Genomic DNA, 17604 nt, shown 5'->3' on the forward strand with positions numbered 1-17604 from the left:
CCGGGCCGGGACGGTGCCCGTCCCCGGGTCCGAGCGGCTAGGTTGCCCAGCATGCCGCTCGTCTTCCACTGGGGCGGACCACGCCACGGCGAGGTCGACGACGTACGGCCCGAGCTCCTCGCGTCGTCGGTGCTGGTCTACGACGGCCCCCGGTGGTTCGGGGTCTACGAGCGCTACCAGCCCGTGCAGGTGCGGGACACCCCCGAGGGACCCGCCGAGGTGTGGGTCGTCCGCGAGTAGCGGTCGGTTCCGTGCTCACCCTCCTGCGCCGCCGCCTCACCGAGGAGGAGGCCACCGAGGTCGCGACCTGGGCCTACCCACCGCCGTTCGACCTCTACGACTCCGACCCGCGGAACCCGCACCTGTTCACCGCCCGGACCGCGGACAGCGAGGGCTACCACCCGGCGGTCGACGAGGACGGCCGGGTGCTGCCCTTCGCGGTGGTCGGCCCCGAGGCACGGGTGCGCGGACAGCAGCCGGTCCCGGGCACCGTCGACGTCGGCATGGGCGTGCACCCGGACGTCACGGGCCGGGGCCTGGGGACGCACCTCGTCGCCCAGGTCGTGGCCCTGGCCCGCGACCTCGGGGCCGCGTCGGCCGTCCGCGCCGCCGTCGCCACCTTCGACGAGCGGTCGCTCGCCCTGTGCCGGTCGGCCGGGTTCCGCCCCGTCAAGGACTTCACCGGGCCCGGGGACCGGCCGTTCCGCGAGCTCGTGCTCACCCTGGACGGCGGGCACCGGTCGGGTTGAGCCGCCAGAGCCGGTAGGTCCACGGCAGGTCGTAGAGGAGGACGTACGCGGTGTAGGGGGCCAGGGCGCGACGGGACGGGGCGTCCCCGGCCACCGATCGCTGCAGGGCCAGGACGGGCACGGTGAAGGCGCACAGGCCGACGACGCCGGCGCGGGTGCTCCGCCGGCCGAAGAAGACCCCGTTCCAGGCCTCGTTCCCGGCGAGGACCGCCAGGCTCCACGCGGTGCTCCGGGTGTCGCGACGGTCGATGCTCCGGGCCAGCACGTAGCCGATGACCCCGTAGTAGAGGGCGCCGACGACCAGGAACGCCGGCAGCGGCAGCTGCCCCCGCGGAGCGGTGAGACCCCGGAACCAGGCCATCGCCGCCCTGCCGACGAAGGCGTTCCCGGCCACCGCGGCCACGGCGGTGCAGGCGCTCGCCTGCAGGACGGAGCGCCTCCGCACCCGGGGCGTGCGGGCTCCCGTGCCGCTGCGGTCGGCGGCGCTGCGGGCGGACCGGAGGACGTCCACGGTGGTCTCCTCGAGGGCGGGAACGGCGGGTGTGGAGTGGCTCGGTGGCGGTGCGCTCAGTCCCGGCGGCGCATCGCGGCGATCCCGGCCTGCCAGGCCTGCTCGGTCATCCCGTCATCGGGGAACCGGCCGGTCAGCTCGAGCAGGACCATGCCGTGGATGAACCCCCACGCCGCGCGGGCCCGGGCGGGGCTGCCGGTGGCCCGGTGGAGGGGCGCGGCGGTGCGCTCCTCCAGCCCCGGGGGGAGGTCGGCGCGCGGCAGCGGGCGGTCGGTCATCAGCCGGTACAGGTGCGGGTGCGCCCGGGCGAAGGCGCGGTAGGCCGCGACGAAGGCGGCGAGGGGCTCGGCCGCGCCGTCGGTGGCCGCCTCGAACGCGGCGGCGGCCTCCTCGAAGCCCGCGACGGTGATGGCGACCTCCAGGGCCTCCTTCCCCGGCACGTGCTTGTAGAGGGACGGGGCCCGGATCCCGAGCACCTCGGCGACCCGGCGCATGGTCAGCGCGTCCGGCCCCTCCCGCTCCAGGACCCCACGGGCGACGGCCACGATCTCGCGGGCACGCGGGGAGAGCGGGTCAGCCACGAGGCTGCGACGCGGCTCGCTCGGCCCGGGTCCTGAGCGCCTCGTTCATGGCCAGGAACGCGGGCAGCGTGCCCCGGTGCAGCGACGCGGCCAGGAACGGGACGAGGACGCCGCTGAAGTCCTCCTGCTGCACGAGCCGGGTGCCGCTCCCTCGCGGCTCCAGCGTGAAGGTGTGCTCGGCGTCCATGAGGCCGGGCACGCCCAGCCGGCCGCGCCACCGCAGGCGCCGTGCGACGTCGACCTCGACCAGCCGGGGCCGCAGGGTCACCGCCCGGCCGCCGGCCGGCTGCATCCTCAGGGTCAGCCGCTCCCCCGGGGCCACCGCTCCCTCGGCGCGCACGATGAACGGGTTCCACGCCGGGTATCCGGCGAGGTCGGTGAGCACGTCCCACACCTGCTGCGGTGTCGCCTCGATGTCGACGTCGGCGGACAGTCGCTCGGCCATGACACCCTCCTCATTCAGCTAACGACGTCAGCCAGTGTGGCTAACGTCGTTAGCCACGTCAAGACCGACGTTCCCGCCCCGCCGTCCGTGGGTAGTTCTGTCTCGCCCCGGGGAGGAGTACCCCGGCACGAGACGCCGGTCGGCGACCCTCGACCCGCCGCCGACCGGCGTCGTGACCGGGGATCCCGAGTGTCCAGCGAACGAGTGACGTGGGAGACCTGCCCGCGCTGCGGCCGATCGGCCGCCGTGGGCTGGGTGGACGGAGTGGCCGTCGGGTTCGACTGCCCCCGCGGGTGCCGGCCACCGGCGCAGGGGATCGGCGACCTCGCTCGGCCGTTCCCTGGACCCCCCGCACCGCCGGGGACGCCGGCCCGCCGCGCGCGGTGAGCCGGGTCGGCGCGCGAACCCGACGGGCGCCGCGACGGCCAGCTGCCGACCACGACGCGGCCGGAGACGACGAGGGGACTCCGGCCCCCTGCGGCCGCGGCAGAGCCGCATCCGCGGACCGGCCCCCGGCCACGGGTGTGGTCGGGGGCCGGTCGTGCAGTGCACCTGGTTCAGCCGCGTGGTCCTGGTGCGCGTCGGGTGACCACCACGTCGAAGGTCATCGGGTTGGACGTGTTCCCGGCCGCGTCGGTCGCCGTGCAGGTGACCTCCGTGGTGCCGATCGGGAACCGGGACCCCGAGGGCGGCGTGCACGTCGCCGTCACTGCGCCGTCCCGGGTGTCACCGGCGGTGACCGTGTACGAGACCTTCGCGCCGGCGGCGCCCGACGAGGTCGCGGAGACCGGGTCGTGACCGGCGACGCGCGGGGCCAGCTGGTCGGACGGGCGCTCCGCGAGCTGCGACGGGTCGACGATCCCCCAGTACGCCGGGGTCACCTGCAGGTCGTCGTCGAAGGGCAGCGGCGCCTCCCACGGCCGGGCGGCCGGCCACGTCCGCAGCCAGCTGCGGGCGTTGCTGATGCCCCAGAAGGTCACCGACTCGATGGAGTCCGAGTGGCTGCGGAGCACGTCGAACAGGTCGCGGTAGTAGTACCCGTTCTCGGCCTCGGCCTCGTCCTGGTCGGCCATCCCGGGGCGGTGCTGGGGCGTGGTGCCGCTGCTGACGTCGGCGCCGTGGTTCTCGGCCGAGGTGCTGATGTCCAGCTCGGTGATGACCTGCAGCAGGGAGGGGTCGAGCTGCTCGACGGCGGTCAGCGAGTCGTCGAGCCACTGCACCGGGCGGGCGAAGTCCATGTGCGCCTGGTGGCCCACCCCGTCGATCGGCACGCCCCGCTCCTGCAGGGCGGCGATCAGCGACAGGTAGTCCGCCCGCTTCGTCGGCATCTCGGTGTTGTAGTCGTTGATGAACAGCTCGGCCTGCGGGAAGTACCTGTCGGCGAAGCGGAAGGCGTCGTCGACGAACGTCTCGCCCAGCACCTGGAACCAGCGGCTGTCGCGCATGTCGTGCGGGTTGGCGTTGTCGCTGTCGTTGATGACCTCGTTGACGACGTCCCAGGCCCAGATCGGGCTGTTCCCGTCGGGGTAGCGGGCGTTGACGTGGTCGGCGATCGCCTTGATGTGCGCCTCCATGCGGGCGCGCAGCAGGGCCTGGTCCGCGGGGCTGTTCGTCAGGTCGCGGTCGCCGTCCTTGAAGAACCAGTCCGGGGTCTGGGAGTGCCACGCGAGCACGTGCCCGTACACCTGGACGCCGGTGGCGTCGGCGTGGTCGAGCAGGGCGTCGAGGTCGCCGAAGGTGAAGGTCCCCTCGGTGGGCTGGATCTCGGCGGGCTTGCCGTCGTTCTCCGGGGTGAAGGCGTTGAAGTGCCGCTGCACCAGCTGCGACGCCCGGCCCACCGTCTCCCGCTGGTCGATGGCGACGCCGACGTGCTCGAAGCCCTGGCTCCCGAGGACGTCCTTGAGGGCCGGCACGTCCTGGACGGGCGTCTCGGTGAACTCGGCGACCGAGACGTCGTCGATGAGGAAGCTGACGTTCGCGTCGCCCTCGACGTAGAGCTGCGCCGTGTCGATCGGCGCGCCGAGGGTGTACCGGCCGGTGATCTCCGTCCACGCGTCGGAGGTGACGACGGCGCTGGCGCCCGGCACGTTGTCGTAGCCGGTGGCGGCGCCGGCGCGGTCGCGCTGGATCGAGGCCTTCAGGGACGCCGACGTCGCCGACTGCCCAGGAGCCAGCTTCGCCCAGAGCGAGATCTGCACGGTCCTGCCGACGGCCAGGCTCTCGGTGACGTCGAGGGTCGGCCCCTGCCACCCCTGCAACCGGTTGGTGGTCAGCAGGCTGGTGGTGCCGCCGTGCGCGTCGGACGTCGTGGTGGCGACCTGCGCGTCACCGCGCGGGCCCCAGCCCTGCAGGCCGCTCTCGAAGTCGCTGCTGACGGGCTGGATGGTGCCCGGCTCACTCGGCGCCGCGGCCTCGCCGACGACCGTGACGTCGTCGACGTAGAAGCTCTGCGTGGGGTCCGGGCTCTCGAGGTACAGCTCGAGCTCGGTGTTGTCCGTCGCGTGGGTGTACTCGCCCGTGACCAGGGTCCAGTCGGCGTCGCTCACCGCGACCTGCCAGGCGACCGTCTCGTAGGCGGTCGCGCCGCCGCTGACCCGCTTCACGCTCAGGGTCACCTGGTCGCTGCCGGAACCTGCCGGCAGCCGCACCCAGGCCGCGACCTCGTAGGTGCCGGCCGGCATGAACGGCAGGGCGTTGACGCCGGGACCCTGCCAGGCCTGGGTGCGGCCGCTGGAGAGGAGGCTGTGCGCACCGGTGCGGGCCACGTCGGTGGTCACGGCCGCGGAGGAGCCGCGGCCGTACCAGCCGCTGGTCCCGTCCTCGAAGCCGGTCTCGTGCACCGTCGCCGGAGCGGCGGCGGCCGAGGGCGCCAGGCCCACCCCCAGCGGTGCGAGCAGGCCCAGGACGGTCGTCCCGGCCGCGAGGCGTCGTCGGCTCATCGCGTCGTGGTTCTCCTCGGGGAGGGGCGCCGGGCAGGCGCGAGAAGGTCCGGAAGTGGTGCAGGAACTTCCGGAAACTATCGGTTCCGAGTGAAGCACCTCACATGAGGCGTGGTCAACAGTCGCGAGACGCCGATCCCGGAACGGAGCGGTAGGCGGAGACGCCGGCGGGTGCGCGCGCCTCGCCGGCGGTCCCCGCCTGCCCTGGATCCGAGGCTCGAGGACCTCTGCGCTGCCGGTGCGTGCCGCTCGAGTCGCGAGGCCGCCGACCGCACGGGCGCCCTGCCGCTGATGACACCGGCGCCAACCGGAACCGGAGACGACCCAGGCCGCTCCCCCGAGGGAGAGCGGCCTGGTCGACCGCGTCGGCCGTCACCCCGGCGCTATCCCTGCTGCCCCAGGTTGGTCACCAGGTTCACCGCCACGGCGATCACCACGGTGCCGAACAGGTAGGACAGCAGGGCGTGCCCGAGGGCGACCTTGCGGATCGACGTGTCCTCGACCTGGGTGTCCGGCATCGCGAAGCTCATCCCGACGGTGAACGCGACGTAGGCGAAGTCGCTGTAGGCAGGCGGCTCCCGCTGGCCGAAGTCGATGCCGCCGTCGCCACCCGAGTAGTAGTGGCGCGCGAACTTGAGGGCGAAGACCGTGTTGACCAGCGCCCACGACAGGATCACCACGAGGACGCCGAGCACCACGGTGGCGACCCCGACGGCGTCCCCGGAGCTGGACCGGACGAGGGCCTCCACGACGGCGGCGAGGCTGGCCACCGCTGCACCCAGCACGGCCGTGTCCGTGACCCGGGTCTGCCCCTCCTCCTCGGCCAGCCGTTTGGTCCCCTCAGCGTCGCGCGGCCAGCTGATCCGCCACACCCAGAACAGCAGGCCGCCGGCGGCCACGGCCCAGCCGACGAGGACCGCGAGCTCGGGGACACCGGCGACCGTGGTCAGTCCGCCCGCGACGAGGCCGCCGCCGAGACAGATCAGCAGGCGGCGCCACGACAGGATCGTCGGCCGTGGGCCCGCCTCCACCGCCGTCGTGCGTGGTGCGGCGCTCAACGGGTCGCCCCGCACCGGACCGGCGGGGGCCCGGCGCCGGTCCACCGTCCGGCTCGGCGCCGGGCCCCGTGGCGGTTCACCCGGCGTTCCCTCAGCCACGCGGACGGAACACCGCACGGACGCACCCGTCCTCCTTCTCCTTGAACATCCGGTAGCCCTTCGGCCCGTCGTCGAGAGGCATCACGTGGGTGGCGAGGTGCTCGGTCCGCACCTCGTCCCGGCTCATGCGCTCGAGGATCTCCGGGATGTAGCGGTGCCCGTGCTGCTGGGCGCCGCGCAGGGTCAGCGCCTTGTTCATCACCGCCCCCATCGGGAACTTGTCCACGAGGCCCCCGAACACCCCCAGCGCGAACACCGTCCCGCCCTTGCGGCAGGCGTAGATGGCCTCCCGGAGGGCGGTCGGCCGGTCCGACTGCAGCCGCAACTGCTGCTTGACCTGGTCGTAGAGGTACTGAGGGCCGTTGCTGTGCGCCTCCATACCCACCGCCTCGATGCAGACGTCCGGACCGCGCCCGCCGGACATCTCCCGCAGTTCCGCGGGGACGTCGACCTCCTCGTAGTCGAGGGTCTCCGCCCCGACGTGCGTGCGGACCTGGTCGAGCCGGTTGTCGTACCGGTCGATGACGACGACCCGCTCGGCGCCCATCAGCATGGCCGCGCGGGCGGCCATCTGGCCCACGCCGCCGGCCCCCCACACCGCCACGACGTCTCCCGGCCGGACCTCCGCCTGGTGCGCTCCGGTCCAGCCGGTGGGGGCCGCGTCGGAGGCGAACAGCGCCCGCTCGTCGGAGACGCCGTCGGGGATGGTGAAGGCGCCCTGGTCGGCGTAGGGCACCCGGATGTAGGGGGCGTGGCTGCCCGCCCAGCCGCCCATCGCGTGCGAGTAGCCGAAGCAGCCGCCGATGGACTGGCCCCACAGCGCCTCGGTGATCCCCGGGTTCGGATTGCCGTTGTCGCAGAGCGACCACAGCTCCTGCTTGCAGTACCAGCACTGCCCGCAGCCGATGAACGAAGCCACCACCACCCGGTCACCGACCCGGTGCTTCGTCACCCCGGGACCGACCTCGGCGACCGTGCCCATGAACTCGTGCCCGAGCACGTCCCCCGCACGCATGGCGGGGATGTAGCCGCCCAGCAGGTGCAGGTCGGAGCCGCAGGTCACCGACAGGCCGACCTCGAGGATGACGTCGTGGTCGTTGAGGATCGTGGGCTCGGGGACGTCCTCGACGCCGATCTCGTTGACCCCGCGCCAGGTCACCGCCTTCACCGCACACCTGCCTTGGGCGCCATCCGGGTCCACGCCTCCAGGAGCACGCCGCCGGGGGTCGCCGTCCGCCTGCCGTGCGGCGCCGGGTCCACCGCGAGCACCTCACCCACCTCGATGAGCTGCTTGGCGCGGCGCAGCGCGGACCGCAGGTCGGCCTGCGGGTCGCTGCCGCTCAGCCGGCCGAGGGCGGTGCCCGGCGGCGGCCGGTCGCGCAGCCGGGCCGCCAGCTCCGTGCCCTTGCCGTCCGCGGCGGGGCGGACGCGGACCTCGATCCGGTCGCCGAGCTCGGCCAGCGGGGCGGGCAGCCGCGCGGTGTCGACGTCGGGCGGCTCGCGGAACACGGTCACCACGAGCCACCCGGACGCCGGCCGGCCCGCGCCGGCCGGCCGGGCAGTGGACGGGTCGATGGCCGACCGCACCTGGCGGACGACGCTCCCGCCGGCGCGGGCGGCGAGGGACGCCACGTTCCCGATGGACGAGGTCATGCCCGACCTCCCGCGGCGGCGGCCTGCGGGGCCCGCGCGAACTCCTGCACGATGCGTTCGCAGAAGGCCGGCAGGTCGTCGGGCGACCGGCTCGTCGTGATGTTGCCGTCGGTGACGACCTGCTCGTCGACCACCTCGGCCCCGGCGTTGCGCAGGTCGGTGCGCACGCTCGGCCACGAGGTCAGCCGGCGGCCGCGCGCGACGTCGGCCTCGACGAAGTTCCACGGGCCGTGGCAGATCGAGGCGACCGGCTTCCCCGACTGGACGAAGTGCCGGACGAACTGCACCGCGGCGGGTTCCATCCGCAGCTTGTCCGGGTTCACCGTCCCGCCCGGCAGGAGCAGCGCCTCGTAGTCGTCGACCGACGCCGCGCCGACCAGCTGGTCCACCGCGAAGGTGCCGGCGTCCTCGAGGTCGTGGTCACGCGCCTGGATCTCCCCGCTGGTGATGGAGACGACGACGGTGCGGGCGCCGGCGTCCTCCAGTGCGCGACGGGGCTGCTCCAGCTCGACACGCTCCACCCCGTCGGCCGCCAGGATCGCGACCCGCCGTCCGTTCAGCTCCCCGGCCACGTCAGCTCCCCGCCATCGCCGGGTGCAGGACGACCTTCGTCCAGCCGTCGTCCCGCTTGTCGAAGTGCTCGTAGGCCTCCGGCGCGCGGTCGAGGGGCAGCTCGTGGCTCACGATGAACGACGGCTCGGCCTTGCCGCCGGCGATGAGGTCGCGCAGCTGCCGGTTGTACTTCTTGACCGGCGCCTGGCCGCTGCCGATGTGCTGGCCCTTGAACCAGAACATGCCGAAGTCGAAGGCGAGCTTGCCCTGCTTCGCCAGCTCGTCGCTGGCGCCGGGGTCCTGCGGCACGTAGACGCCGACGGTGCCGATCGTCCCGGTGAAGCGCACCGAGGCGACCAGCCGGTTCATCGTCAGGTTGGCCTGCTCCTGGCCGTCGGGCTCGTGCGCCTGGTAGCCGACGCACTCGCAGCCGTTGTCCGCGCCCAGCCCCATCGTCTCGTCGAGGACGGCCTGCACCGGGTCGACCTTCGAGTCGTCGATGGCGATCGCGCCGATCGACTCGGCCAGCTTGAGCCGGTCGGGGTGCCGGTCGACGACCATCACCTTGCCGGCCCCCCGGATGGTGGCCGAGAGAGCGGCCATCAGCCCGACCGGGCCGGCGCCGTAGACGACCGTCTGGTCGCCGGGCTCCACACCGGCCATCTCGGTGGCGTGGTAGCCGGTCGGGAAGATGTCGGCGAGCATCACGTAGTCGGTCTGGCGCTCCTCGGCGTCCTCACCCAGCCGCAGGCAGTTGAAGTCACCCCAGGGCACGCGCAGCAGCTCCGCCTGCCCACCGGCCCAGGGGCCCATGTCGGCGAAGCCGTAGGCGGCGCCGGCCATCTTCGGCTCCGGCTGCGCGGTCAGGCAGTAGTTCGTGAGCTGCCGCTCGCAGTTCTTGCAGTGCCCGCAGGCGATGTTGAACGGCAGGACGACCCAGTCCCCCACCCGCACCTTGTCGACCCCGTCGCCGACCTCGACCACCTGGCCCAGGTTCTCGTGCCCGAACCAGCGGCCGGTCTCGAAGTCGGTCCGGCCCTCGTACATGTGCAGGTCCGAGCCGCAGATGTTCGCCGAGGTGATCCGCACCAGGACGTCGGTCGGTCGCTCGATCCGCGCGTCCGGTACGTCCTTGACGCTGACCTGCCGGGGCCCGTCGTACACGACTGCCTTCACGCTGCCTCCTCGTCAGGGTGGTCCCGTGCCCGGCTCGGGTCGGGACCTCGATTGCACCCGGCGCGGCGGGGTGTCCGGTATCGGCAGACATGCCGATCCCGGGCCGGTCGACGTCCACCCGGGGGCGCGGATCGGTCGCTCTGCCGATGCCGGACGCCGGAACGCGCCCGCACCCTGGCGTCCGTCGCAGGAGAGGTCCACGGGGTGCAGGCGACGACGCACCGGCCCATCCGCACACCGGTCGCACAGCAGGAGGGCGAGGACACGATGACCGTCGACCCGTCAGGTGAGGCGCCGGCCGCGCCCGTGCACCGCCTCGCCGTCCTGGCCGAACTCGACCAGCTGCACGCGCGGGTCCGATCGGCGGAGGACAGGGCGGCCAACCTGGAGCAGGCGGTGGCCACCAACCGGCAGATCGGCATCGCGATCGGCATCCTGATGTGCCAGCGCCAGCTCACGGCCGATCAGGCCTTCGCGATGCTCGTGACGCACAGCCAGAACAGCAGCGTCAAGGTGCGGGTGCTGGCCGAGACGGTGATCTACACGGGGAGTCTGTGAGCCGTGATGAGCGGGAGCGAGCCGCAGCTCCACCGGGTGTGGTCGGAGGTCGCGGGCGTCGTCGCGTCGTCCGCCACCGTGCGGGAACGGGCTGCGGAGCACCTGCAGGAGCTCCGGCGGATCCTGCCCTTCGACACCGGCTGGCTCGCCCTACGCGACCCCGAGCGGCAGACCCACGTCCCGCTGGCCACCACCGGTCCGGCCGAGGCACTGGTCGCCTACTTCCGCCGTCCGGAGGCCGACGAGGAGGTGGACCTGCTGGGCCTCAACCGGCACCGTCCGCCGATGCTGGCCAGCGAGATCCCGAGCCCCCTGTCCGAGGTCCGCGCGTGGGCCGACCACCTGCTCCCGGCGGGTTTCCGCCAGGGTCTGGCGGCCCCGCTGGTCACGACGGACGGCCGGCACGTCGGCTTCCTCAGCCTGCTCTCCGCCGATCCGTCGCGGCCGGGGGAGGCCGACCGCCGGGTCGTCGCGGCCGTCACCAGGGTGATCGCCGACGACCTGGACCGGACCCGGGACATCGCCGAGACCGCCCGGATCGTCGGGACCGCCGGCGCCGGCGCCGTCCTCACCCGCGGGGGCGACGTCCTGCCGCTGCCAGGTCTGCCCGACGACCGCCTGTTGGCGCCGGGGTCACCGATCCTCGGGGTCGCCGCTGACGAGCTGGCCGTCGGCGGCGCGTACACCTCGTTCCTCGCCCCGGCACCGGGGACCGGCGGCGAGCAGCTGATCCGGGTCACCGCGCTCGACGTCGCCCGGCCGGACCTCGACCACCTCTCCGCCGCGGTGCTCCTGTGCCCACCGGGCGACCTGCGCGGCCTCACCGCTCTGGACCTCCGCGTCCTGGGCCTCGTGGTCGAGGGCGTCACCGACATCCCGGCCCTCGCGCGGTCACTCCACGTGGCCGCGGACGCGGTGGCCGACTCCCTGGGGCGGAGCCTGGTCGCCCTGGGGACCAGCGACCTCACGGCCGCCGCGGTGCGCGCCCTGCGCGGCGGGTTGCGCATCCCGCCCGAGGTGACCGGAGCGACCTGAGCCGATCCGTCGCCAGGCGATCACGTCCTGCCCCAGGGGGGCATCGTCTCGGTCATCGGCGTGTACGGCAGGTCGGTCGACGAGTTCCGGCCGGCTCCTCGATGAACCGCTCCCTGACGCCGGAGACCGGGCAGTGCCACGTCCAGCGGTACGTGCGCCCACTGCTCGAGCGCATCGAGCGCAGGGAGATCGACTCCACCCGGGTGATCACCCACCGCCTGCCGCTCACCGAGGCGCCGCACGGCTACGACGTCTCCAAGGGGAAGCAGGATCGCTGCGAGGAGGTGGTCCTCAGGACCTGACCGCGACGTGCCGCCGGCCGTCGCCGGGAGGACGGACCGGTTCGACGAGCGTCTGCGGGCCCCCGGATGACTCGACGAGGAAGTCGACGAGCTTGCGGACGGCGGGGGTGGCCGGTTCCCGCCAGACCGCCTCCAGGTCCCACCGCAACACCGGATCGAGGGACCGGACCGCGACCCCCTCGACCCCCAGGTGATCGACGAGCCGGAGGATGCTCAGGGCGACGCCGGTGCCGGCTGAGACCGCGCGCAGCAGCGCCTGCGGCGCGTTCAGCAGGTCGGGTTCGATGACGACCTGGTCGTGCGCGGCCCCTGCGGGGAACAGGTGGTCCACGGTGCGGTCCCAGATCCCGTCGAACGGCTCCCGCGGGAACATGACCAGCACCTCGCCGGCCAGCGCGGCCACCGGCACCGCTGCCGCGCCGCTCAAGGCGTGCGCGAGAGGGAGGACGACGCCGAAGACCACCGACCCCAGCACCACGCCGGCCAGATCCCGTTGCGCATGGGACCGGCTCCAGACGATGGCCGCGTCCGCCCTGCCCTGGCGGACGGCCTCGACGGCGTCGTCCCCGCGGGCGGAGCTCACCGACACCTCGATCCCGTCGATGGCCAGCGCGGCGTGCCGCAGCGGGCCGTCGAGGACGAGGTCGGCCATGGTGGCCACCCGCAGGGTCAGTCGCTCGCGGGAGTCCGTTGTGGCGACGCGCACGTCCGCCAGCGCCCGGTCCACCTCGGCCAGGATGATCCGGGCCCGCACGACCAGGACGACGCCGGCACGGGTCAGCCGCGCCGCTTGCGGGGTGCGCTCGAACAACGGGACCCGGAGCTCCCGCTCCAGCGCGCGGATCTGCTGCGAGAGCGACGGAGCAGCCATGTGGAGCCGTTGCGCCGCCCGACTGAAGCGGCCCTCCTCGGCCACCGCCAGGAAGTAGCGCAGTTGGCGCAACTCCATGGTTGATCTTACCGCGGGAACCGCGCCGTCCACGAGGCTGGTAGCGGTGGCGATGACTCCGACCACCGAGGTTTCCGGTCACGGGGTCACGGGTTGCTCCCCGAGTCGGGTCGGTGTGTACAGCTGCAGCCCGGCCAGCCTCGTCCAGGGCCGCGGCCGTCCTCGACGGCTCCGTCCGACCGCGCAGGCCCTGGACCGGTGGAGCGACATGACCGAGGCCACGGCTCTCCGCCTCGCGGAGATCGCCGCCACTACGGGACTGCTCACGGAACGCGCCCAGGCGTTGCTGCACGAGCTGAGCCGCCAGATCTCCTTCGACGCCTCATGGGTGACGCTGGCCGACCCCCTGGGCAACGGCTACTCCTCCTTGGCCAGCACCTCGCTGGACCGGAGCACCGTCCGGTACCTCAGCGGTCCGGCGACGGCGCACGACATCGAGGTGACCGGAGCCTGTCGCGCCCGCCCACCGCTGAGCCCGTCGGACCTCCCCCGTTCCGCCAAGGACCTGCCGACCTGGGCCGAGCGCCTCACCCCCGCCGGCTGTCACGAGGCCCTCAGCGTGGGACTGTTCGTACCGGGGCAGCGCCACGTCGGGTTCCTGGCGCTGCCCTCCGCCGACACCCGGCCTCCGCCGGAGGCCGTCCGGCGCCGACTGGCGCAGTTCGCCCCCATCCTCGCCCGCGGCATCGACCCGATGGACTCGCTGCTCACCGCCGCACGCATGGTCCAGGGTGCCGCGGCCGACGTGGTGCTCTGCAGGAACGGTGGCACCGCCCCGTTCCCGGGTCTCGGCGACGACGCGCTGCTCGCGGGAGGCTCTGCCGTCCTGGACGCCGCCCGCGCGGCCGTCCGGAGCGGCCAGGTGTACACGTCCTTCCTGTGGCCGCGCGGTGGCCGGCACGCCCCGGACGGCCATGTCCGCGTGACGGTCCTGACGGACACGGACGACGAGCCCCACGTGCTGTCGGGGATGGTGCTGCTCTCCCCGGGCGGCGACCTGCGCGGGCTCACGCCCCGGGAGCTGGAGGTCCTCGGGCTGCTGGTCGAGGGGTACACCACCCAGGAGATCGCCCGGTCCCTCGTGGTGGCGCCCCGGACGGTCGCCGCGCACCTGGAGCACGAACCTCGGCGGAGGACCCCCGGCCAGAGCACGGGACGGTCCAGGCCACGTGGGCGCCGGAGGAGACGGCCGACGGGGTCCGGTCCCGACCCGCCAGGCGACCGACGGGCGTCGGCCGGTCTGCCGATCTCGGCCGGCGGCTCCGGTTCCGACGGCGGCTCGGGGTACCCCCACGGCATGGACGGCGGAACCATCCCCCCGCAGGACGACGCACCCGCGGCTGCAGCTGCCGACGAGGTCGACACCCGGCTCCCGGACGACCCGCGGGTACCCCAGCCCGACGACGCGGATCCGACGGTGAGCAAGGAACTCGGCGGCGCGGCTCCGGCCGTCGGCCCTGGGCGCTCGCGCGAGGAACCCGGCCGGGACCCGGACGGCTCTCGGCCGGGTGCAGACGACTAGCGGCCGACCGGACGACCCGGTCCCCGCAGCGGCCCCCGCCACGGAGACGCGGGGCAGTCGTCCACGTCCGGCGCGTCCGTCGTGAACAGCCTGCCGACGTGCGGTCGAGCCGCCCGCCCCTCCCCCGGGCGGGTCCCTGGGCCGAGGAGCGGAGCCGTCGCCGCGTCGCCTCCCCGCGCGGGCGACCCCGTGTCGGCCACGGGAGCCGGAGGCCGGATCGGTCGATCGACCGATGTCCCCGCGCCGCGACCGGTCCTAACGTCTGAGCCGCGGTCGGACGACGGGATCCCCACGACCGGCGCGCGGCGGCGTCTCCGGACGACGGTGCGGGGGCGGTCGCACCCGGGGAGTTCGACGACCTCCTCTCGCAGCTGCCGCAGGAGCCGGGAGCTGGTCGGGCCGCTGCCTGGACCCGCCGCCCGGGCAGCGGCCGGCGACCGGAGGAGCAGGACGGCAGCAGGTCAGGAGGAGCCCGGTGGTCCAGTACGCGACGTTGATCCAGGCCGCGGGAGCGCAGGCCGGCGCAGCCGACACCGAGGAGGCCCGGCGGGCCGTGGAAGCGGTCGTCGCCGCCGTGGCGGCCTCGCTGGACGAGCCGGACCGCGACCGGCTGGCCGCGGTCCTGCCCGGCTCCCTCCGGGGTGCCGTCGAGGTCCGGGGCCCGGGTCGGCACCCCGACAGCGGCGCCGCCCTCGTCTCCGCGGTGAGCGCGGGGTCCGGATGCCCGGCTGAGCGGGCCCGCTTCTACACCCAGGCGGTCCTGTCGACGCTGGCCGCTTCCGAGCCGGAGGTCGCCGGCGTCCTCGCCCGGCGACTGCCGGACGGTGAGGAGCTGTTCTCACCGATCGACCAGGGCGTTCCGCCCCGCGGTTCCGGGGTGCCGATCGGACTGACCCCGCGACTGCTCGAGCAGGACGAGATCGACCGCGCACTGGCCGCCCTGGAGGGCTGGGAGGGCGACGGACACCGCCTGCGGCGCACCGTCGTGCTCCCGCCCGAGCGCCAGCGACCCCTGCGCGACGCCGTCGCCCGCGCCGAGCAGGACATGACCCACCACGCGCGCGTCGAGCAACTGCAGGACACGCTCACCTTCGAGGTCTGGACACACTCCCTCGACCGCGTGACCGACATGGACCTCGAGCTCGCCCGGCGGATCGACGCGGCCATCGCCGCGGTCGGGTCCTCCGGCTGACCCCCGGCCCGCTCTCGGAACGTCACTGTCCGGCCAGCCGTCCCACGAGCCCGAGGAACTCGTGGAGCCCACTGCGTGATCACCGACGTCGAACGACCTGGACGAACGACCTGGATGGAGGAGTCGTGAGCGAATCAGAGCTGGAGGAGACCGGGACCGGGGAGGCCGCCAAGCGCATCGGTCAGGCGCCGACGACCACGGACGTGACCGATCCGGAGCGATCCTCCCGGAACACCGCCGCCGGCTCGGGTTCCGAGCCGGGCGAGGGCCCCGTCCAACCGGACGCCGACGAGGGGGTGGACCCCTCGGCCAGCATCGAGCCCCACAACGAGGGGCTCGTCTGACCATGGCGGCCCCGCAGTCGGCGACTGCGGGGCCGCCGTCCTGCTCAGCACCGGCCGAGCACCGCCATCGCCTGCGCCGCCATCCGGGCCCCCGGAACCCCGGGAAACGGGCCTGCGCCGGCGGGCGGGGCACCCACCTGCTGCGGCTCGTGAGGCAGGCCCTCGTGATCGGCTCGTCGGCCGGTCCTACAGGACGTCGAGCGGGACCTTGCCGGACGACGGCGGGAAGATCCGGTCGAGCTGGTCCAGCTCCGCCTGGCTGGAGCCGATCTCCAGCGCCGCGCGGTCGTCGATGACGTGCGCGCGGGTCGAGGCCTTGGCGACGGCGAACACGTCGGGCAGCCGCAGCACCCACGCGATGGCCAGCTGGGCCGGGGTGACCCCCTTCTCCGCAGCCAGGTCCCGCACGGCCCGGTGCTCGAGGAGCCTGCCGTGGTCGACGGGCGAGTACGCCATCAGGGGCATGCTCCTGCCGCGGCACCAGGGGATCAGGTCGTACTCGGGGCCGCGCCGGGCGAGGTCGTAGAGCACCTGGTCGGTCTGGACCCGGTTGTCGCCGGGAAGCCCGACCAGCTGGTCGAGGTCGGGGACGTCGACGTTGCTCACGCCCCAGGAGCGGATCAGCCCGCGGGAGACCAGCGACTCGAACGCGGCGACGGTCTCCTCGACCGGGACCCGGCCGCGCCAGTGCAGCAGGTACAGGTCCAGGCGGTCGGTGCCCAGTCGGCGCAGGCTCCGCTGGCAGGCGTCCACCGTGCCCTGGCGCGTGGCGTGGTGCGGCAGCACCTTGCTGACCAGGAAGACGTCGTCCCGCCGGCCGGCGATCGCCCGGCCGGCGAGTTCCTCGGCGGCGCCGTCCCCGTACATCTCGACGGTGTCGACCAGCGTCAGGCCGATGTCGATGCCCGTGCGGAGGGCGTCCAGCTGGATGTCGTTCCTGCTGGGGTCCTCACCGAGGTACCGGGTGCCCATGCCGAGGGCCGGGGCGGCGGTGCCGTCGGGCAGGGTCACGGTGCGCATCGTGGATGCGGTCATGGGAGCTCCTCCACGGCCGGTCCTGCCGATCCCGCCCGGCAGGCGGCGACGCAGCGGAAACCGCTCCCGGCCGCCACGAGCCAGTCGCAGCTCGTGGTCAGGGCAGCGGCCGTGACCGGTTCACCGACCGGCCGCACCGCCACGTCGCGCACGCCGCCGCGTCGGCCCGGCCCCACCGGACCTGCCCGGCGGCGTCCACCCGGAGCAGTTCGCGGGCGCCGTCGTCGCACACCGGTCCCACCCCGCATCGCGCGGGGCGGGACCGGGCGGGCGCGGCCGTCCCCGGCTCAGTGCACCTGCCGGTGCCCGTCGGACCCGACGCGCGCCAGCGACCTCGACACGCTCCGGGCGCCGGCGTAGACCGCTCCCGCAGCGGCGATCCACGGGCCACCGACGATCACCGGGTCGAGCACCTGGTGCTTGAGGTCCGTGCGGTGCTGCCCGACCCGCGACCGCAGGCCGTGGTGGGTGAACTCGGCCTTCACCCCTGTCTCGGTGATCGGGTTGTCCGGGTGCAGCGTGAGGAACGACTTCAGGTGGTGCTCCCAGGCGTCCACGCGGTCGCCGAGGACCAGCAGCAGCCAGTGCGCGACCCGTCCCTCGCTGTAGCGGTAGGCGTAGCGACGGATGGCGCCCGAGACGCCGGACAGTGGCTGGGCGGTGCCGAAGACCGGGGTGAGCATCCCGTGCTCGACGGAGCGTTCCCGCGGGTACTTCTCCGGCTGCCGCTCGGGGAACTCCCAGTGGGCGCCGGTGAAGTCCTCCTGGAACTGCAGCTTCGGCACCGACGGCCGGTCCTTGGGGTCGAGGTCGACTCCCCAGCCGGGGATGCGCTTGCGCAGCTCGTCGGGCGACTCGGCGAGCGGCGGCTTGTGCGGTGTGTAGGTCATCGAGGTTCTCCTGT

At 74.0% G+C, this 17604-nt stretch carries 20 protein-coding genes; 8 read left to right on the forward strand and 12 right to left on the reverse strand.

The genetic code is table 11. The features are described 5' to 3' along the window. Positions 1 to 51: 51 nt before the first annotated feature. Positions 52 to 240: a hypothetical protein gene (locus ACI78U_RS01725; RefSeq protein WP_456873556.1), complete on the forward strand. Its 189-nt coding sequence runs from the start codon at positions 52 to 54 to the stop codon at positions 238 to 240. An 11-nt stretch (positions 241 to 251) separates the two neighbouring features. Then, positions 252 to 749 (forward strand): N-acetyltransferase family protein, encoded by a 498-nt coding sequence (locus tag ACI78U_RS01730; RefSeq protein WP_456873557.1) that lies wholly within the window; start codon positions 252 to 254, stop codon positions 747 to 749. On the opposite strand, the gene ACI78U_RS01735 is transcribed toward ACI78U_RS01730, so the two are convergent. From ACI78U_RS01735 to ACI78U_RS01775, 9 genes are all read right to left on the reverse strand, one after another. Further along, a complete protein-coding gene (locus ACI78U_RS01735; protein WP_456873558.1) occupies positions 718 to 1260 on the reverse strand; it encodes a TspO/MBR family protein in 543 nt (180 codons plus the stop codon). The genes ACI78U_RS01730 and ACI78U_RS01735 overlap by 32 nt on opposite strands. 56 nt (positions 1261 to 1316) lie before the next feature. Beyond that, complete coding sequence (locus ACI78U_RS01740) at positions 1317 to 1841, reverse strand: TetR/AcrR family transcriptional regulator (RefSeq protein WP_456873559.1); 525 nt, start codon at positions 1839 to 1841, stop codon at positions 1317 to 1319. Further along, a complete protein-coding gene (locus tag ACI78U_RS01745; protein WP_456873560.1) occupies positions 1834 to 2286 on the reverse strand; it encodes an SRPBCC family protein in 453 nt (150 codons plus the stop codon). The genes ACI78U_RS01740 and ACI78U_RS01745 overlap by 8 nt, the downstream gene beginning before the upstream one ends. A gap of 557 nt (positions 2287 to 2843) precedes the next feature. Continuing rightward, entirely contained in the window at positions 2844 to 5225 is a 2382-nt protein-coding gene (locus ACI78U_RS01750) for an endo-1,4-beta-xylanase (RefSeq protein ID WP_456873561.1), read from the reverse strand. 383 nt (positions 5226 to 5608) lie between these two features. Further along, complete coding sequence (locus ACI78U_RS01755; protein WP_456873562.1) at positions 5609 to 6283, reverse strand: DUF1345 domain-containing protein; 675 nt, start codon at positions 6281 to 6283, stop codon at positions 5609 to 5611. A 91-nt stretch (positions 6284 to 6374) separates the two neighbouring features. Then, the gene (locus tag ACI78U_RS01760) at positions 6375 to 7550 is read right to left on the reverse strand and encodes a zinc-dependent alcohol dehydrogenase (RefSeq protein ID WP_456873563.1); all 1176 of its coding nucleotides are present in this window, start codon (positions 7548 to 7550) and stop codon (positions 6375 to 6377) included. Further along, a complete protein-coding gene (locus ACI78U_RS01765) occupies positions 7547 to 8035 on the reverse strand; it encodes a hypothetical protein (RefSeq protein WP_456873564.1) in 489 nt (162 codons plus the stop codon). The genes ACI78U_RS01760 and ACI78U_RS01765 overlap by 4 nt, the downstream gene beginning before the upstream one ends. Continuing rightward, on the reverse strand, positions 8032 to 8607 hold the full coding sequence (locus ACI78U_RS01770) for a type 1 glutamine amidotransferase domain-containing protein (RefSeq protein WP_456873565.1): 576 nt from the start codon (positions 8605 to 8607) through the stop codon (positions 8032 to 8034). The genes ACI78U_RS01765 and ACI78U_RS01770 overlap by 4 nt, the downstream gene beginning before the upstream one ends. 1 nt (position 8608) lies before the next feature. After that, positions 8609 to 9763, reverse strand: coding sequence for a glutathione-independent formaldehyde dehydrogenase (locus ACI78U_RS01775; protein ID WP_456873566.1), 1155 nt, complete (start codon positions 9761 to 9763; stop codon positions 8609 to 8611). Positions 9764 to 9967: 204 nt separating this feature from the next. Between ACI78U_RS01775 and ACI78U_RS01780 the strand changes: the two genes are divergently transcribed. From ACI78U_RS01780 to ACI78U_RS01790, 3 genes are all read left to right on the forward strand, one after another. Continuing rightward, entirely contained in the window at positions 9968 to 10321 is a 354-nt protein-coding gene (locus ACI78U_RS01780) for an ANTAR domain-containing protein (RefSeq protein WP_456873567.1), read from the forward strand. A 6-nt stretch (positions 10322 to 10327) separates the two neighbouring features. Continuing rightward, a complete protein-coding gene (locus ACI78U_RS01785) occupies positions 10328 to 11356 on the forward strand; it encodes a GAF domain-containing protein (RefSeq protein ID WP_456873568.1) in 1029 nt (342 codons plus the stop codon). A 101-nt stretch (positions 11357 to 11457) separates the two neighbouring features. Beyond that, positions 11458 to 11658 carry a hypothetical protein gene (locus tag ACI78U_RS01790; RefSeq protein WP_456873569.1) on the forward strand — a complete coding sequence of 67 codons (201 nt, stop codon included), beginning with the start codon at positions 11458 to 11460 and terminating at the stop codon, positions 11656 to 11658. Here ACI78U_RS01790 and ACI78U_RS01795 read toward each other — a convergent pair. Then, positions 11648 to 12607, reverse strand: coding sequence for a LysR family transcriptional regulator (locus tag ACI78U_RS01795; protein WP_456873570.1), 960 nt, complete (start codon positions 12605 to 12607; stop codon positions 11648 to 11650). The genes ACI78U_RS01790 and ACI78U_RS01795 overlap by 11 nt on opposite strands. Before the next feature lie 208 nt (positions 12608 to 12815). On the opposite strand from ACI78U_RS01795, the gene ACI78U_RS01800 reads away from it, so the two are divergent. The 3 genes from ACI78U_RS01800 to ACI78U_RS01810 all read left to right on the forward strand — a co-directional run bounded on the left by ACI78U_RS01800 (position 12816) and on the right by ACI78U_RS01810 (position 15665). Beyond that, entirely contained in the window at positions 12816 to 14129 is a 1314-nt protein-coding gene (locus ACI78U_RS01800) for a helix-turn-helix transcriptional regulator (RefSeq protein ID WP_456873571.1), read from the forward strand. Between the two features lie 475 nt (positions 14130 to 14604). Further along, positions 14605 to 15321: a 4a-hydroxytetrahydrobiopterin dehydratase gene (locus ACI78U_RS01805; RefSeq protein WP_456873572.1), complete on the forward strand. Its 717-nt coding sequence runs from the start codon at positions 14605 to 14607 to the stop codon at positions 15319 to 15321. A 125-nt stretch (positions 15322 to 15446) separates the two neighbouring features. Then, the gene (locus ACI78U_RS01810; protein ID WP_456873573.1) at positions 15447 to 15665 is read left to right on the forward strand and encodes a hypothetical protein; all 219 of its coding nucleotides are present in this window, start codon (positions 15447 to 15449) and stop codon (positions 15663 to 15665) included. 186 nt (positions 15666 to 15851) lie between these two features. Here the strand turns inward: ACI78U_RS01810 and ACI78U_RS01815 are convergent, their stop codons facing one another. Both ACI78U_RS01815 and ACI78U_RS01820 read right to left on the reverse strand, forming a co-directional pair. After that, complete coding sequence (locus ACI78U_RS01815) at positions 15852 to 16700, reverse strand: aldo/keto reductase (RefSeq protein ID WP_456873574.1); 849 nt, start codon at positions 16698 to 16700, stop codon at positions 15852 to 15854. 287 nt (positions 16701 to 16987) lie between these two features. Beyond that, positions 16988 to 17590: a hypothetical protein gene (locus ACI78U_RS01820; protein WP_456873575.1), complete on the reverse strand. Its 603-nt coding sequence runs from the start codon at positions 17588 to 17590 to the stop codon at positions 16988 to 16990. Between the last annotated feature and the right edge of the window lie 14 nt (positions 17591 to 17604).

It is taken from the genome of Geodermatophilus sp. SYSU D00710 (assembly GCF_054050195.1).

Excerpts from the sequence above, each read along its gene's own strand:
- ACI78U_RS01725 (WP_456873556.1), top strand. The coding sequence starts at position 52 with ATGCCGCTCGTCTTCCACTGGGGCGGACCACGCCACGGCGAGGTCGAC.
- ACI78U_RS01745 (WP_456873560.1), bottom strand. The coding sequence starts at position 2,286 with ATGGCCGAGCGACTGTCCGCCGACGTCGACATCGAGGCGACACCGCAG.
- ACI78U_RS01750 (WP_456873561.1), bottom strand. The coding sequence starts at position 5,225 with ATGAGCCGACGACGCCTCGCGGCCGGGACGACCGTCCTGGGCCTGCTC.
- ACI78U_RS01765 (WP_456873564.1), bottom strand. The coding sequence starts at position 8,035 with ATGACCTCGTCCATCGGGAACGTGGCGTCCCTCGCCGCCCGCGCCGGC.
- ACI78U_RS01785 (WP_456873568.1), top strand. The coding sequence starts at position 10,328 with ATGAGCGGGAGCGAGCCGCAGCTCCACCGGGTGTGGTCGGAGGTCGCG.
- ACI78U_RS01790 (WP_456873569.1), top strand. The coding sequence starts at position 11,458 with ATGAACCGCTCCCTGACGCCGGAGACCGGGCAGTGCCACGTCCAGCGG.
- ACI78U_RS01795 (WP_456873570.1), bottom strand. The coding sequence starts at position 12,607 with ATGGAGTTGCGCCAACTGCGCTACTTCCTGGCGGTGGCCGAGGAGGGC.
- ACI78U_RS01800 (WP_456873571.1), top strand. The coding sequence starts at position 12,816 with ATGACCGAGGCCACGGCTCTCCGCCTCGCGGAGATCGCCGCCACTACG.
- ACI78U_RS01815 (WP_456873574.1), bottom strand. The coding sequence starts at position 16,700 with ATGACCGCATCCACGATGCGCACCGTGACCCTGCCCGACGGCACCGCC.
- ACI78U_RS01820 (WP_456873575.1), bottom strand. The coding sequence starts at position 17,590 with ATGACCTACACACCGCACAAGCCGCCGCTCGCCGAGTCGCCCGACGAG.